We start from the raw sequence: 15740 nt of genomic DNA, 5'->3' as shown, positions 1-15740 counted from the left end.
ACCAGTCGGGGGGCTTTTTAGTTTCAGGGTTTAGCAATAGTTAAGTATAGATATGTCACTGAGGAATGAGGATTATTTAATGACAGGCGCAGAGTTAACAATTGATTTATTAGCCAAACACGGCGTAAAAGAAGTATTTGGTTACCCTGGTGGGGCAATCATGCCAATTTACGATGCGCTGTATGGTGCGCCGGTTAAACATTATCTCACTCGTCATGAGCAAGGTGCAGGTTTTGCTGCTGTTGGTTTTGCTCGTAGCACGGGTAAACTTGGGGTGTGTTTTGCGACTTCAGGCCCTGGGGCTACTAACTTAATCACCGCGCTTGCTGATGCGATGATGGATTCAGTGCCATTACTTGCGATCACAGGCCAAGTACCAACTGCTGCCATTGGCTCTGATGCGTTTCAAGAGATTGATGTATTAGGTATGTCATTATCCTGCACTAAGCACAGTTATATGGTTGAACGTCCTGAAGATTTAGCCGAAATACTGCAAGAAGCCATGCATTTAGCGCAATCAGGTCGTCCAGGCCCTGTGTTAGTAGATATACCAAAAGATATTCAAATGGCGCAAGTGCCTTTTCATCCTTGGCTTGCGGCTGATGATTACTTACCGGTGTTAGATTTAAAGCAAGTGGCTATTGCTAACCAACTATTAAGCGAAGCCAAACGGCCTGTTGCCTATGTAGGCGGCGGTGTACAGGCGGCTGATGCGCAAGTACAGCTAATGCAATTTTTAGAAAAAACCCAAATGCCTGCGGTTTCAACGCTAAAAGCATTGGGCAGTGTATTACCTGATTACGAATATAACTTAGGTATGTTGGGCATGCATGGCGGCCAAGCTGCAAATTTAGCGGTACAAGAGTGTGATGTCCTCGTATGTATCGGTGCGCGCTTTGATGATCGTGTAACAGGTAATTTAGGCAAGTTTGCGGCTAAAGCAAAAGTGATCCATTTAGATATAGATGCTGCTGAAATTGGTAAGCGTAAACCAGCTAAAGCATCGTTAGTTGCTGATTTAAAAACCTCATTGCCGCAATTAGAGTGCTTTGTAACTGAACAAGCATGGCGTGATCATGCCAAAGAGATGATGATTGAACATGCATGGCGCTATGACTATCCGGGCGAAAAAGTATATGCCCCGTATTTATTAAGCCAACTAAGCCAGCGGATGCCAAGTACAGGCGTTGTGTGTTGTGATGTAGGCCAGCACCAAATGTGGGTGGCACAACATATGAAGTTTAGTCATCCAAGCAACCACTTAAGTAGTGGTGGTGCAGGCACTATGGGCTTTGGTTTACCTGCGGCCATTGGTGCGCAAGTAGCTCGACCAAATGATTTTGTGATCACTGTTTCTGGTGATGGTTCAATCATGATGAACATTCAAGAGTTAGCCACTATTCGTCGTAACAATTTACCGGTAAAAATATTAATTTTAGATAACCAACGTTTAGGTATGGTTCGTCAATGGCAAGAGTTATTTTTTGAAGGGCGTTATTCTGAAACTGATTTATCAGATAACCCTGATTTTGTGCAATTGGCTGCCGTATTTGGTATCGCTGGGCAAACGATCACCCACGCTAACCAAGTTGATGATGCAATTACAGCATTAGTGAATAGTAAAGGTCCTTATATAGTACATGCCTGTATCGACGATAAAGAAAATGTTTGGCCGCTAGTACCGCCAGGTGCCGCGAATGACGAAATGATGACGGAGAGTGGAAAATGAAACACAGTTTAACAGTCGCTTTAAAAAATCAAAGTATCGCCGTTGAGCGCTTTTTGCGTGTAGTTCGTCATCGTGGTTTTGATTTAACCCATTTTCAATTGAATATGGATGATGGTCATTACCATGTGGCTATGACGGTCGACAGTGATAAGCCAATTCACTTATTAACCACGCAGCTCAATAAGCTGGTGGACGTTAAGCAAGTAACACTAGAAAATTTACAACAGCAAGCAATGTAGTTTGCTGTAAAAACTAAATCAACAGGGCTATTGGGTCTTTTCCCCTTAGCAATAAAAATTTAAGAATGAGGATGTCAGTTACATATTATAAGTAACTGCAAACACTGAGGTAACTATGGCTAAATTAAGAAGTGCAACAACAACTGAAGGTCGAAAGCGCGCAGGTGCTCGTGCATTATGGCGTGCAACAGGAATGACAGATAGCGATTTTGGCAAACCGATTATTGCGGTTGTAAACTCATTCACGCAATTTGTACCGGGTCATGTGCACCTTAACCAACTCAGTGAGCTTATGGCAGAAACCATTACTCAAGCGGGTGGTGTGCCAAAAGAATTTAATACTATCGCCATTGATGATGGTATTGCCATGGGCCACGGCGGTATGTTGTATTCATTACCATCGCGCGACTTAATTGCTGACTCAGTTGAATACATGGTAAATGGTCACTGCGCCGATGCAATGATCTGTATTTCTAACTGCGACAAAATCACCCCAGGAATGATGCTGGCGGCACTTCGTTTAGATATTCCAGTAATCTTTGTGTCTGGTGGCCCAATGGAAGCCGGTAAAACTAAGCTTGCCAATATTGATATCAAACTAGATTTAGTTGATGCCATGGTAAAAGGTGCTGATGAATCAGTAAGTGATGCTGACTCAGAGCAAGTAGAGCGCTCAGCATGTCCTACCTGTGGCTCGTGTTCGGGCATGTTTACCGCCAACTCAATGAACTGTTTATTAGAAGCAATTGGCCTCGCACTACCTGGTAACGGCACTACACTTGCGACTCATAAAGATCGTAAACAACTGTATGTCGAAGCCGGTGCACGAATTGTTGATTTATGCCGTGAGTATTACCAAAAAGATAATAAAGAAGTCTTGCCGCGTGCTATCGCTAATAAAACCGCGTTTATGAATGCCATGGTGGTTGATATTGCTATGGGTGGCTCGTCAAATACCGTATTGCATTTACTTGCCGCCGCGCAAGAAGCCGGTGTTGATTTTGATATGTCGCACATTGATGCGTTATCTCGTAAAACACCTTTCTTATGTAAAGTAGCGCCTGCAACCGCGCAATACCATATTGAAGATGTGCATCGTGCAGGTGGCATGATGGCAATAATTCGCGAGCTTGGCAAAGCGGGCTTAGTGGATCTGTCGGTAAACCATGTTGCTGGCATGACTATGGCAGAGCTAGTTAAAAAATGGGATGCCACTGATCCAAACAACGAAGCAGCGCAAAAGTTTTACCGAGCGGGACCTGCGGGCATTCGTACCACCAAAGCAATGAGCCAAGAATGTCGTTGGGATGAAGGCGATAATGACCGTGAACATGGTTGTATCCGTAGCGTTGAACATGCGTTTCGCCAAGATGGCGGCCTGGCGGTACTATCGGGTAATTTAGCTGTTGATGGTTGTATTGTGAAAAGCGCGGGTGTGGTTGATGAAATGCTACACTTTGAAGGCACCGCCGTGGTGTATGAATCACAAGACGATTCAGTTGAAGGCATTTTAAATGACGAAGTAAAAGCCGGTGACGTAGTCGTTATTCGCTACGAAGGACCGAAAGGCGGACCTGGCATGCAGGAAATGCTTTACCCAACCAGTTACTTAAAATCAAAAGGTTTGGCTGAGCAGTGCGCACTTATAACCGATGGTCGCTTCTCGGGCGGTACGTCAGGTTTATCAATTGGCCACGTTTCACCAGAAGCGGCCAGTGGCGGTGCCATTGCTTACGTTGAAAACGGCGATAAAATTATTATCGATATCGCTACCCGCGAAATCACGTTAGCGTTAACAGATGAAGAACTTGAAGCGCGTAAGCAAAAGCAACTTGCTCGTGGTAAACAAGCGTACAAACCACTCGATCGTGAACGTTATGTATCATCTGCGCTAAAAGCGTATGCGCTACTTGCAACCAGTGCTGATAAAGGCGCGGTGCGTGATTTAGCCAAACTGGAGGAGCTTAGTTAATTATGGTTTCTCAAGAGCTCGATTATTTTCGCGCTATTATCCAGGCTAATATGGAACCACTGGCAAAAGTTACTGAGGTTAGCGAAATGGCTGAACTCAGTGCTCGTCTTGGTAATCAAGTATGGCTAAAGCGCGAAGATCAGCAGCCAGTTTATTCGTTTAAACTGCGTGGTGCATACAACAAACTGGCTAAACTGCCAGCCGGTTCAGTGGTGATCACCGCCTCAGCTGGTAATCATGCTCAAGGGGTGGCGCTCAGTGCATCACACTTAGGGCATCAAGCAACGATTGTAATGCCAGTGACGACCCCTGAAATCAAAGTCAATGCGGTACGTGCGCTTGGTGGCGAAGTGGTTTTGCATGGTCATCATTTTGATGCTGCCAAAGCTTATGCACTGGAACTTACTGAGCAGCGCGACGGCATATTTGTTCCTCCATTTGATGATCCTGATGTGATTGTAGGGCAAGGCACGGTTGCACGTGAATTAATGCAGCAGCTTAATCAACTTGATGCGGTATTTATTCCAGTTGGTGGTGGTGGCTTACTTGCTGGTATGGCCGTGTATATAAAGTCATTGCGCCCAGATATCAAAGTAATCGGTGTAGAAGCTGATGAAAGTGCCTGTTTACAAGCGGCACTTGCAGCAGGCAAACCCGTCGAGCTTGAACGGGTTGGCAGTTTTGCCGATGGTGTTGCGGTAAAAATTATTGGTACCGAAACCTTTCGCTTAGCGCAAAAGTTTTGTGATGAAGTAGTCACTGTAACCGGTGATGAAATATGTGCGGCGATGCAAGATATTTTTGTTTCAACCCGTGCGATTGCTGAGCCATCAGGTGCGCTGGCAACGGCTGGGCTGAAAAAATGGTGTCAGCAAACAGGCCAAAAAGGGCTGCATTTAGCAGCTGTGTTATCTGGCGCAAACTTAAACTTTGACCGCTTACGTTATGTGGCTGAGCGTACTGCGCTGGGAGAGAAAAACGAAGCGTTGTTAGCAGTAACCATCAATGAAGAAAAAGGCAGCTTTAAACAGTTTTGCGCCTCATTAGGTGGTCGCGCAATTACTGAATTTAACTACCGTTACGCAGGCCCTGGTGAAGCGCAAATATTTGTTGGTGTTGCACTGCGCCAAGGTCAGCAAGAGTTAGATGAGCTCACAGCTGATTTAACCACCAATGGCTATCAATTTTGTGATTTATCAGATAACGAACTGGCTAAATTACATGTTCGTTATATGGTTGGTGGTAAAGCACCTGAGCAGATGCATGAGCGGTTATTACGCTTTGAATTTCCTGAATATCCAGGCGCACTGGCGCGCTTTTTAGATACTTTAGGCAGCAATTGGAATATTACTTTGTTTCATTATCGGAATCATGGTGGTTCGATGGGCAATGTATTAGCAGGGTTTGCGATTGAGCCTAGTCAGTATGAGGTATTCAACGAGCATTTAAATCGCTTAGGTTACAGTGTGCAAGATGAAACACTGAATCCGTGTTTTACCCAATTTTTAACTACTCAACGTCCCATCGATAGGGTGCAAGCGGTTAATAATTAAATATATACCCAAACCACCAGAAGATACGAATTCTGTAGCTTGAAGTGGTTTTAGTATAAGCAAGCACCTCAATTGAGGTGCTTTTTTGTCTCTTTGCAAACTCAATGTCTTGGGTTTATAGTTATAGCAATATTAGCCAACTAATTAGATTACGATTTGTCATTAAAAGGACTGAAATTTCAGCTTTATGCTGCTCTGCTGATACTTAGCGGGCAAAGTGTTGCGGCAGCGGATGTGACTTTACAACTAAAGTGGACGCATCAATTTCAATTTTCTGGTTACTATATGGCTCAGCAACAAGGCTTTTACAAAGCGGCAGGGCTAAACGTCACTATTTTACCAGCAGATCCTGAGAACCCAGATACCTTTAGTAAAGTGTTGGCTGGCCAAGCTCACTTCGGGGTCGGGCACTCAGGTATTTTACAGCAACGGATCGCAGGTAAACCCTTGGTGGCAATGGCTGCTATTTTACAATTTTCTCCTTATTGTTGGATGGTAAAAAAAAGCTCCGATATTTTTCATCCTCGGGATTTTGTCAATAAGCGTCTTAGCAGTATCAGCCGCAAAGAAAATGCCGAATTATTGGTAATGCTCGAACGCAGTGGTATCCAAACGAATAATTTACCTTCTTATGAAAGTGGTAACAGCACTACGGATTGGTTAGCTGGGAGTATTGATGCGATGCAAGTGTACGTGACTAATGAGCCGTATATTATGCGTGAGCAAGGCATCGACTATAGACTTATTTGCCCGCAGAAGTATGGAATTAATGTGTATAGCGATATTCTTTACACCACAGAAAATATGCTCGAACAACACCCGCAAACAGTTGAAGCATTTTATCAGGCCAGCTTAAAGGGCTGGCGCTATGCAATGATGCATATGGATGAAACAATTGCATTAACTCAACACCAATACGCACCTGATAAAAGCTTTTCTCAGCTTGCCTATGAAGCTGAAGTATTGAGTGATTATATTTTACCACCTGGCACTAATTTAGGATCTATGTCGATAGCGAAATGGCGGTTGATTGCTGACCTATACGGGATTGAGCAAGACGAATTTAATCAGGCGCAAGATGGCTTTATTTACCAGTATGTTGAACCTGAACAAATTAAAATGTCGTGGATGCTTATTGCGGCAATTATAATTAGTTTGTTATCTATACCACTTTATTTACGCTTGATGTTCAGAAAAAGCGTATAATGCATAAATGAAATGACCATCGCTAAAATCACATGATCCTTGCTGAGCAGTTTACAGCCCTAGATAACTTATTACATAGTACTCGCCATTATTGGCAATGCACTGCATTCGATTTTGATCAGCTGCCATGGCCTGAATTAGAACAACCATTAACGCTGTTGAGCGATCAACAAGTTGCCGATCTCGATAGCAATCAAGATGCCTTGTATCAATTTTTTAGCCCGTATATTCCCGTAGTCAATAACTTAGCTACATTGTGTTACTTACCTCAAGCCTCTACTACGCGTAGCGAATATCCGTTTTGGATCAGCAATGGTATTAAAGGGCGCAAGTTTGCGCAGCTGCAAGATTTTGTTTGTGCGCTTGGCCAAGAATCACAATTACCTGTATTAGAATGGTGTGCGGGTAAAGGCCATTTAGGACGTATGCTGGCATTTAACCGTGCGCCGAGTGTGCACAGCATCGAACTGCAACAACATTTATGTGAACAAGGTCAGCAAAGTGCTCTGCAACAAGGGTTAGCCATGCACTTTAGCCAAGCAGATGTACTTAAAGATGATGTAACTGAGTATTTTCAACAAGCACAACATGCCGTAGCGCTGCATGCTTGCGGAGCGTTACATCAGACGTTTATGAGTAACGCGGCTAGCGCGCAAACGCAAAAAATCAGTCTATCGCCGTGTTGCTATCACTTATTCACCCCGAATGATTATCAAGCTATGAGCGATGCCGGTAAGCGTAGTCAACTGCAGTTAACGCATCGTGATTTAAAATTAGCACTACAAGAGACGGTGACAGCGCCTTCTCGGGTAGATAAAGTTCGTAAAACTGAAGTGCAATGGCGATTGGGTTTTGATGCTTTACGCAAAAGTCTCACCAGCGAACAAAACTACGTCAGTGTGCCCTCAGTTAACAAAGCTATTTTTTCAGATTCATTTAAAGCTTTTTGTGCATGGGCCGCGGAGAAAAAGGCGCTAGATATACCACAAGGTATTGATTATGAGTCATTTTTAAAAAAAGGCGAAATGCGCAAAAAAGTCACTGAACGTATCGAACTGGTCCGTCATGTGTTTAGAAGAGCAATTGAGGTTTGGCTTGTGCTCGATCGTGCTTTATATTTGCAACAACAAGGTTATCAAGTCAGTGTGCAGACGTTTTGCGAAAAACAATTAACGCCACGTAATATCTTGATCCAAGCTACCGTCAAAGACAGAAAAGAGATGTAATGAGAAAATTAAAAAACTTATTTGAAAATAATAAACGCTGGGCTGAACGAACGTGTAAAGATGATCCAGAATTTTTTAAAATTCTATCCATGCAGCAAAACCCAGAATACTTGTGGATTGGTTGTTCGGACTCTCGCGTACCGGCTAATGAAATCGTTGATCTAATGCCGGGTGAGCTATTTGTTCATCGTAATGTGGCGAATGTGGTGGTGCATACCGATCATAACTGCTTATCAGTGATGCAGTACGCCGTTGAAGTGTTAAAAGTTAAACATATTATGGTTGTTGGTCACTATGGCTGTGGTGGTGTTCAGGCAGTACTCAAAGATGCTAAGTTTGGTTTAATTGATAACTGGCTTCGTCACGTCGGTGATGTAAAAGAAAAATACACCTCAAAGATCAATGCACTCGCAGAAAAAGATCGTCTCAATAGCTTGATTGAATTGAATGTAATTGAGCAAGTACGCAATGTATGCCGTACTAATATCGTCCAAGAAGCATGGCAGCGTGGCCAAGAGTTGACTATTCATGGTTGGGTTTATGGTCTAGCAAACGGTCACTTACACGACTTAGAGTCAGTCGTTACTTGTGCCGATGAAGTTGATGTTAACTATAAAAGTGCTGGGCTTAAAGTGTTTGAACGTTACGTAGTAGAATAAGTACGTAACCTAAGCACTGCGTCCTATCTGGGCACGGGCTACCTTCAGTAATTGTAATCTTAGTTTTAAAGGCTAAGTCGATGTGTTTTTTGTGTGGTGAAAACACCCTCTATACTTTCGGTGTTTTTCGCTTGCGATATTGCAGTGGTGTTTCAAAAGTAAAATTATGAAAGGCATGACAAAAGTGAGCATGATCATAATAGCCACATTGCAAGGCTATATCTGTTATCGGTGTTTGGCTGTCAGCTAGAAGCGTGCGTGCGGCTTTTAGTCGGTAAAATTGCTGTAATTGAGCTGGACTAACCCCGGCTTCTTTTTTTAAGCGGCGCTCAAGAGTACGACGTGTCAGGCCAAGTTGTTTGCCTACATAGCTGGTGGAATTATTGAGTTGAATAAGCTGCTTGATCACTTTAATGGTATTGCTTTTTACGAGTTGATTGCTAATTGCTTGGCTGAGTAACCACTGCTCGAGTAAATACAGTTGGCTGGTTAGTGGACTGCTTTGCATTTGTTCAACACATGCTATTAAACTGTGATACCAGCTTGGGGTAAAATCTTCACCGAGTAGATAATTTTCTTCAGCTAACTCGTGTAGCGTTATACCTAATAAGTGATAAGCACCAGTAGGCGCAAAACGAATACTGACTAAATAATCCTGATTGCTGAAAGTTGTTGCCTGCGTTTGACGATTAAATGCGAAGGTAATAACGGGTGTCGCATTGCTAAAATTAATTGTTAGGCTTGCGCCTGCATCAGGGTAGAGCTTTTCTTTAAATAACTGTGCTGCTTGTGTGGTTGTTGAACCTATTTTCCAATAACACTGCACCCAATCAGTTAAGCGTTGATCGGGTGCGAATTTTTGAAAGCTCAAATGGGGCAATGGATCATTTACTAATAAAATGGCCATGGTGTTAACCTGACTTATATCGTCGCAATAGCGATTTCTTCTTCGCGTAAAGTCAGTACCTCATAGCCGTCAGCGGTGACGACAATGGTGTGCTCCCACTGCGCAGAAAGCTTTTTATCACGAGTAACCACAGTCCAGCCATCCGGCTTAGTTTTTACTTTTGCCGCCCCTTGGTTGATCATCGGCTCAATGGTAAAGGTCATACCTTCTTTAAGTTCAACGCCGGTATTGCGTTTACCATAATGTAAAACTTGCGGCTCTTCGTGCATTTGCTCGCCAATACCATGTCCGCAGTATTCACGTACAACGCTATAGCCATTAGTATGGGCAAAATTAGCGATAGCGTTGCCTATATCGCCTAACTTCACTCCCGGTTTTACGAGCTTGATGCCTTGCCACATTGCTTGATAAGTTTTTTCGACTAAGCGCTTGGCCAACGGAGACACTTCACCAAGCATATACATTTTACTTGAATCGGCAATAAAGCCATTCTTCTCAAGGGTAATATCTAAATTGACGATATCGCCTGATTTTAATGCGCGTTTAGAGTCTGGAAAACCATGGCAGACTACTTCATTTACTGAGCTGTTTAACACATAAGGATAATCGTATTGGCCTTTGCTGGCAGGACGTGCAGCAAGTTCATCAACAATATAGCGCTCTACTAAATCATTGATCTCCATTGTGGTGATGCCGATTTTGACCTGTTGATCTAAATAGGCAAACACCTTTGCCAGTAGGCGACCAGACTCACGCATTAGCTCTATTTGTGCGGGAGTTTTAATAATTATTTCACTCATGCAAAGATTCTCCAGCTGTTACATCGGCTTGTGCAAGTTGCTGTTTGATTATTTCGGCGTAGGTCATGGTTGGATTAAGCTCAGCTAGCATGCCTATCTTTATCCAGTATTCAGATTGAGAGTTTATAGATCGTACCATAGTGGTACTGGCTTTGCGGATCTCTTCGTGCAGTTGATCGCTGATTTTTACGATACCCATAACAGTGCCTATATATAAAACGTATACGTATCGTATATAGGTGTTCGCGTGTATGCAAGGCGTAAAACAAATCAGGCAGCCGAAGCTGCCTGAAGTAATAACTAAAACGGTATTATTCGGGTTGCTCGCTTTGCTTATTACTACTGAGTTGTTGCTCAAGTAGTGCAACTTTCGCTTCTAATGCAACGAGCTTCTCGCGGGTGCGAATTAGTACTTGGCTTTGTACATCAAATTCTTCACGGCTGACAAAGTCCATCTCAGCAAGCTTATTTTGAATAGCTTGTTTGGTTTTCGCTTCAAACGTATCGGCAAGGTTTTTAACGCCTTGCGGCATGTTACTGGAAATCTGTTTGGCAATTTCTTCAAGTTTTGCTGGGTTGATCATGTCTGTCCCTTACTGTCGCGTAAATGATAATGGCTAATGTTACCTTATTGGCTAGGCGTATTGTAGTGATTACGTTAAAATTGCCCGTCTTTAATGCAATCTCTTTGGTCGATATGAAACTCAATCCTAAACAAGATGAAGCGGTAAAATATATTAGTGGTCCATGCCTAGTGCTGGCGGGGGCGGGATCAGGAAAAACTCGTGTAATTACTAATAAAATCGCTTACTTAGTACAAAAATGTGAGTATCAAGCACGTAATATTGCCGCGGTGACCTTTACTAATAAAGCGGCGAAAGAGATGCGCGAGCGAGTTTTTCAAACGTTAGGTAAAAAAGAGTCAAAAGGCTTGTGGGTATCTACCTTTCATACCTTAGGCCTTGAGATCATTAAAAAAGAACTAACAACGCTGGGTTTTAAACCTGGCTTTTCATTATTTGATGATCAAGATACCGGGCAATTAATTGCTGACTTAACTGAAGAAGAGCTAAAAAAAGACAAAGATTTACTCAATCTATTAAAAATGCAAATAGGCAGCTGGAAGAACGAGCTTATTTTACCAGAGCAAGCGATTCGCGAAGCGCGAGAGCCACAAAAAGCGCTATTTGCGCAATTGTATGCGCGTTATCAAACCCAGTTACGCGCCTATAATGCTTTGGATTTTGATGACTTGATCATGATCCCCACCTTATTACTGATCAATAATGCAACCTCGCGTGAGCGTTGGCAACAACGTTTCCGTTACCTGCTGGTGGATGAATATCAAGATACCAATACCAGTCAATATCAATTAGTTAAGTTGCTTGTGGGTGAGCGTGCGCGTTTTACCGTGGTAGGTGATGACGACCAATCAATCTATTCATGGCGCGGTGCTCGACCACAAAACTTAGTGTTATTAAGCAAAGACTTTCCAGGTTTACGGCTCATTAAGCTTGAGCAAAACTATCGCAGTGTGAAGCGTATTTTAAAAGCTGCTAATATCTTGATTGCCAATAACCCTCATGAATTTGATAAAAAACTGTTTAGTGAGTTAGAAAATGGCGAGCCGATCAAAGTGATTGGCTGTCGTGATGAAGAGCATGAATCAGAGCGGGTCGTCGCTGAGATCATCTCGCATAAATTTATGAAACGCACCAGTTATAAAGATTATGCTATTTTATACCGTGGTAATCACCAAGCGCGTGGCTTTGAAAAGTCGTTAATGAGTAACCGAATACCTTACAAGATCAGTGGCGGAATGTCGTTTTTCTCACGCTCTGAGATCAAAGATATAATGGCGTACTTGCGCTTATTGGTGAATCAAGATGACGACAATGCGTTTCTACGTATTGTGAATACTCCGCGCCGTGAAATAGGCACAGTTACGCTGGAAAAGTTGGGTACCCTAGCCAATGAAAAACATGCCAGTTTATTTGCCACCTGTTTTGATAATGACTTAGGTTATCGCTTAAAAGGTCGCGGTTTAAACTCGTTAGCGGGATTTGCACGTTGGGTGGTTGAGCTGTCAGATAATGCGGTACGTGGTGATACCCTTGAAGCGGTAAAAGATTTAGTCAGACAAATAAATTACGAAGCTTATTTATACGAGTCATCACCGAGTGCGAAAGCTGCAGAAATGCGCATGAAGAATGTTTCTGAGTTGTACCGTTGGATCACCGATATGCTCACAGGTGATGCGGATAATCCGCCGTTGACGCTTGCTGAAGTGGTGAGTAAGTTAACGTTGCGTGACATGTTAGAACGTAACGAAGAAGAAGATGAAGCTGATGCAGTGCAATTACTAACGCTGCATGCCTCTAAGGGCTTGGAGTATCCTTACGTATTTATGGTAGGCATGGAAGAGGGGTTATTACCGCATCAAGTAAGTATTGATGAAGAAAACGTTGATGAGGAACGTCGCTTAGCTTATGTGGGGATCACTCGTGCTCAGCAAGAGCTGACCATGACCTATGCGAAAATTCGTCGTCAATTTGGCGAAACATCACAAACAGAGTTGAGCCGCTTTATACAAGAGCTACCGCAAGATGATTTAGCATTTGAAAATAAAAAAGCGCCAAATACGCAAGCCGAACGAATGGAAAAGGGCCAAGCCAGAGTTGCTAATTTACGTGCTATGCTGAAAAAGCCTGAGTAGTTCATCTGAGCTGCGGATAATAAACTGGTTATCCGCGACGCATATCGTTAATTTAAAATTTGCTCGTTCGAAGAGTCAGCTGGGAGTGTTGCTGTAGAACTAATTGCATGCTGCCTACCAATAAATAGTGATAAACCATGAGTGTCTAGTAAGGCTCTATAATTTAATATTGAAGGGCCTTTCGCGATTACTTTTATTTGTTTTATCTTAGTTATTGCTAGTACACCTTGTAGTTGTAAATCAAAGCTTTGTTGTTGTAACACTCGTTTACTAAAGGTAGAGCTAAGTAATAAATAATCGAAATTAATATCGCATAGTAAATTAAGTTCGCAGCGATCTTTAGCAAAATCATTTAAGCCAATCGAATAGCCTTGTTTACTCAATACTTTTAAATTACTAATTTGTACCGCTGAGGCGTAACGGATCTCTTGTTCATTAAACAATAAACAAATTTGTTTCGTTATGTTGTGGTTTTGCATTGTTTGGCATAACGCCTGGAATTCAATTTTTTCCAGTAATAAGCCCGAGCAAGGGAATAACACCATCTGCAGTTGTGCCGTTTGGATTTGTTGACACGCTTTAGTTAATAACTGTAATTCCACTTCCAGCTGTTGTGCTTTATCAGCGGCAAACTTCTTTAATATTTCAAAACTAGTGCTACCAAGTACTGGGTGTTCACCAAATGCTTCAAGTAGCGACTCTGACTGATGCTGTTCATCAAGTGTAATAATTTCAGAGCAGCGAAAATGCATTGGTAAAGAGTCTAAGTGATGACTGGTTTCTAACTCATACGGGCTGGTGCCGGCACTAAGCAGTGGATGGTAAAACTCGAACCGGCTGCGACCGGCATTTTTTGCATAATACATGGCAGCATCAGCATCACGAATAATTTCATCCGTATGCTTGTAGTTTGTTTTCGAATAGGTAATACCGACACTGGCACCACTTTGTACACATATACCTTTCATGCAAAATGGTTTTTTCATTAGTTCAATTAATCGCTTAGCAACATCTTCGGCTTGTTGACGATCAGTTAAATGAGTTAATAAAATAACAAACTCATCGCCGCCTAAACGCGCAAGTAAATCGTGCTCCCTAATACATTGTGAGAAAGACTCACTGACGCTAATTAAAAACTGATCACCAGCTTGGTGACCAAGTTGATCGTTAATATCCTTAAACTTGTCTAAATCAATAAACAGCACAGCAAACTGTTGTTCAGGGTAACGTTGATAATGCTGTAGAGTTTTTTCTAATTGGGTTAAAAATAAACTGCGATTAGGCAAGCCAGTAAGTGGATCGTGGTGGGCATCATGATACAGCTGTTGCTCTATTTTTTTACGCTCTTCAATTTGCATTTGTAAATGCATATTGGTTTGGCGGATCTCTTTGGTTTTTTCAGCAACCCGAAACTCTAATTGTTGATGACTTTGTTTTAAGGCTTGAGCAGCCAAATGTGCTTGTAATACAGTCGCTATCTGATGTGATACAAAGGTAATTAATTCAAAGTCGTCTTGATTGAAAATATGCTTATGGTTGTAGGCTTGGCAAGTTATTAAGCCAATTACACCTTGCGCAGTTTTTAATGGTGCACCTAACCAGCTGGTTGCTGAGTTTGAGTCAGAGACTTGTCCAAGTCGCTCGACTTCGCCTGACTTGAGTAGTTTTTGTGCTCTAGTACAATCAATAAGCTGAGTTTGTTCGGTACGTAATACTAATTCGCTATAACCTTTGGCGAAAGGACGCGGTTGGGTATTATCTCTATATTCATCCACACAGTACGGAAAGTTTAACCAACCTGTTTCGCGATCATACAATGCAATGTATAAGTTTTCAGCGTAAGTTATTGATTTTATTATTTCATGTACTTGTTGATATACTTCATTGATATGCTTTGTTTGCGTTGCTAACTCTGAAATTTTAAACAAAATATGCTGGCGTTCGAGGGTTTTTTTATGTTGTTCTACTTCGAGGTTAAGCGCTTCATTGCTCTGTGTTAATGCACGAGTTCTTATTTTTACTTCAGACTCTAATAGTTCGCGTTTTTTTACTCGTTCGATAGCTGTTGATAAATAGAGCGACATTACTTCTAATAGCTCGATTTGTTGTTCAGAGTAGCTTTGTTGTTTATCGTAACTTTGTGCGACTAGCACTCCAATAATACTTTGCTCTCGGTATACCGGGACGCCTACCCAATGTTCTGCTGGTGTGCCAAGTAACTTAAATAACCCCTTGTTGGCAGCAGCCTGCATTTCATCACCTTGGAAGTAGGTGGTTTTACCTTGCTTAAACACATACCCAGTGACACCTTGGATAAAATTATTATCTTGATTAAGTGGCACAGATATACCATCTTTTTCATCAGCAAAGTAAGATAGTTCAAGGGTGTTACTAAATTGATTTAACAGCACCACGTAAAAACTTTTACTTGGCATATAATCTTGCAAAATATCATGAATCGCAGGGTAAAGTAGCGTTAATTCGGCAACAGAACTAGCTTGCTCTGATAATTGGATCAGGGCATTTTGTAAGTGGTGGGATTGCTTATACTTTTGGACTAGAGCTTTTAAACGATTATTTTTATGCTCCAGCTTATGTAGTAAAGCTGTTATATCTTCCAGTGACATTAAACCGATTTTTATTATTGTATATTTATTGGTCTTATATTTTCACTTTTTTGCTGAATCGTCAAGCGGACAATAGTATTAGAAAATGATAATAATAAATAGTGAT

13 protein-coding genes are annotated in these 15740 nt (G+C 42.1%); 8 read left to right on the top strand and 5 right to left on the bottom strand.

The annotated features are described in order from the left end of the window. Positions 1 to 79 precede the first annotated feature (79 nt). From ilvG to can, 7 genes are all read left to right on the top strand, one after another. Positions 80 to 1729: an acetolactate synthase 2 catalytic subunit gene (gene ilvG / locus H5203_RS14870; RefSeq protein ID WP_182819917.1), complete on the top strand. Its 1650-nt coding sequence runs from the start codon at positions 80 to 82 to the stop codon at positions 1727 to 1729. Next, the gene (gene ilvM, locus H5203_RS14865) at positions 1726 to 1968 is read left to right on the top strand and encodes an acetolactate synthase 2 small subunit (protein WP_145238377.1); all 243 of its coding nucleotides are present in this window, start codon (positions 1726 to 1728) and stop codon (positions 1966 to 1968) included. The genes ilvG and ilvM overlap by 4 nt, the downstream gene beginning before the upstream one ends. 115 nt (positions 1969 to 2083) lie before the next feature. Continuing rightward, complete coding sequence (gene ilvD, locus H5203_RS14860) at positions 2084 to 3940, top strand: dihydroxy-acid dehydratase (protein WP_145238380.1); 1857 nt, start codon at positions 2084 to 2086, stop codon at positions 3938 to 3940. A 2-nt stretch (positions 3941 to 3942) separates the two neighbouring features. Beyond that, complete coding sequence (gene ilvA, locus H5203_RS14855) at positions 3943 to 5493, top strand: threonine ammonia-lyase, biosynthetic (protein ID WP_149982595.1); 1551 nt, start codon at positions 3943 to 3945, stop codon at positions 5491 to 5493. A 156-nt stretch (positions 5494 to 5649) separates the two neighbouring features. Next, positions 5650 to 6699 carry an ABC transporter substrate-binding protein gene (locus H5203_RS14850; protein WP_145238387.1) on the top strand — a complete coding sequence of 350 codons (1050 nt, stop codon included), beginning with the start codon at positions 5650 to 5652 and terminating at the stop codon, positions 6697 to 6699. Between the two features lie 32 nt (positions 6700 to 6731). Next, positions 6732 to 7925, top strand: a complete 1194-nt coding sequence (locus tag H5203_RS14845) for a methyltransferase (RefSeq protein ID WP_182819916.1) — start codon at positions 6732 to 6734, stop codon at positions 7923 to 7925. Then, entirely contained in the window at positions 7925 to 8584 is a 660-nt protein-coding gene (can, locus tag H5203_RS14840) for a carbonate dehydratase (RefSeq protein WP_145238393.1), read from the top strand. Before H5203_RS14845 ends, can begins: the two co-directional genes overlap by 1 nt. Positions 8585 to 8693: 109 nt before the next feature. Here can and H5203_RS14835 read toward each other — a convergent pair whose 3' ends face one another. From H5203_RS14835 to H5203_RS14820, 4 genes are all read right to left on the bottom strand, one after another. Beyond that, entirely contained in the window at positions 8694 to 9491 is a 798-nt protein-coding gene (locus H5203_RS14835) for a helix-turn-helix domain-containing protein (protein ID WP_182758653.1), read from the bottom strand. Between the two features lie 14 nt (positions 9492 to 9505). Beyond that, a complete protein-coding gene (gene map / locus H5203_RS14830; RefSeq protein ID WP_182819915.1) occupies positions 9506 to 10291 on the bottom strand; it encodes a type I methionyl aminopeptidase in 786 nt (261 codons plus the stop codon). Beyond that, positions 10284 to 10490 (bottom strand): ParD-like family protein, encoded by a 207-nt coding sequence (locus tag H5203_RS14825; protein WP_149982600.1) that lies wholly within the window; start codon positions 10488 to 10490, stop codon positions 10284 to 10286. The genes map and H5203_RS14825 overlap by 8 nt, the downstream gene beginning before the upstream one ends. 112 nt (positions 10491 to 10602) lie before the next feature. Beyond that, positions 10603 to 10875, bottom strand: a complete 273-nt coding sequence (locus H5203_RS14820) for a ubiquinone biosynthesis accessory factor UbiK (protein WP_145238407.1) — start codon at positions 10873 to 10875, stop codon at positions 10603 to 10605. 113 nt (positions 10876 to 10988) lie between these two features. On the opposite strand from H5203_RS14820, the gene rep reads away from it, so the two are divergent. Continuing rightward, a complete protein-coding gene (gene rep / locus H5203_RS14815; protein ID WP_145238754.1) occupies positions 10989 to 13007 on the top strand; it encodes a DNA helicase Rep in 2019 nt (672 codons plus the stop codon). Positions 13008 to 13054: 47 nt separating this feature from the next. Here rep and H5203_RS14810 read toward each other — a convergent pair whose 3' ends face one another. Beyond that, on the bottom strand, positions 13055 to 15628 hold the full coding sequence (locus tag H5203_RS14810) for a diguanylate cyclase domain-containing protein (protein WP_392352781.1): 2574 nt from the start codon (positions 15626 to 15628) through the stop codon (positions 13055 to 13057). Positions 15629 to 15740: the final 112 nt, after the last annotated feature.

Source organism: Pseudoalteromonas sp. SG41-1, from assembly GCF_014164575.1.
Lineage (GTDB): Bacteria > Pseudomonadota > Gammaproteobacteria > Enterobacterales > Alteromonadaceae > Pseudoalteromonas > Pseudoalteromonas rhizosphaerae.
Note: the sequence above shows the minus strand (reverse complement) of the source record. Positions and strands in the feature narration are given on the sequence as shown.

Excerpts from the sequence above, each read along its gene's own strand:
- H5203_RS14845 (WP_182819916.1), top strand. The coding sequence starts at position 6,732 with ATGATCCTTGCTGAGCAGTTTACAGCCCTAGATAACTTATTACATAGT.
- ilvD (WP_145238380.1), top strand. The coding sequence starts at position 2,084 with ATGGCTAAATTAAGAAGTGCAACAACAACTGAAGGTCGAAAGCGCGCA.
- ilvG (WP_182819917.1), top strand. The coding sequence starts at position 80 with ATGACAGGCGCAGAGTTAACAATTGATTTATTAGCCAAACACGGCGTA.
- map (WP_182819915.1), bottom strand. The coding sequence starts at position 10,291 with ATGAGTGAAATAATTATTAAAACTCCCGCACAAATAGAGCTAATGCGT.
- ilvA (WP_149982595.1), top strand. The coding sequence starts at position 3,943 with ATGGTTTCTCAAGAGCTCGATTATTTTCGCGCTATTATCCAGGCTAAT.
- H5203_RS14835 (WP_182758653.1), bottom strand. The coding sequence starts at position 9,491 with ATGGCCATTTTATTAGTAAATGATCCATTGCCCCATTTGAGCTTTCAA.
- H5203_RS14825 (WP_149982600.1), bottom strand. The coding sequence starts at position 10,490 with ATGGGTATCGTAAAAATCAGCGATCAACTGCACGAAGAGATCCGCAAA.
- rep (WP_145238754.1), top strand. The coding sequence starts at position 10,989 with ATGAAACTCAATCCTAAACAAGATGAAGCGGTAAAATATATTAGTGGT.
- H5203_RS14820 (WP_145238407.1), bottom strand. The coding sequence starts at position 10,875 with ATGATCAACCCAGCAAAACTTGAAGAAATTGCCAAACAGATTTCCAGT.
- can (WP_145238393.1), top strand. The coding sequence starts at position 7,925 with ATGAGAAAATTAAAAAACTTATTTGAAAATAATAAACGCTGGGCTGAA.
- ilvM (WP_145238377.1), top strand. The coding sequence starts at position 1,726 with ATGAAACACAGTTTAACAGTCGCTTTAAAAAATCAAAGTATCGCCGTT.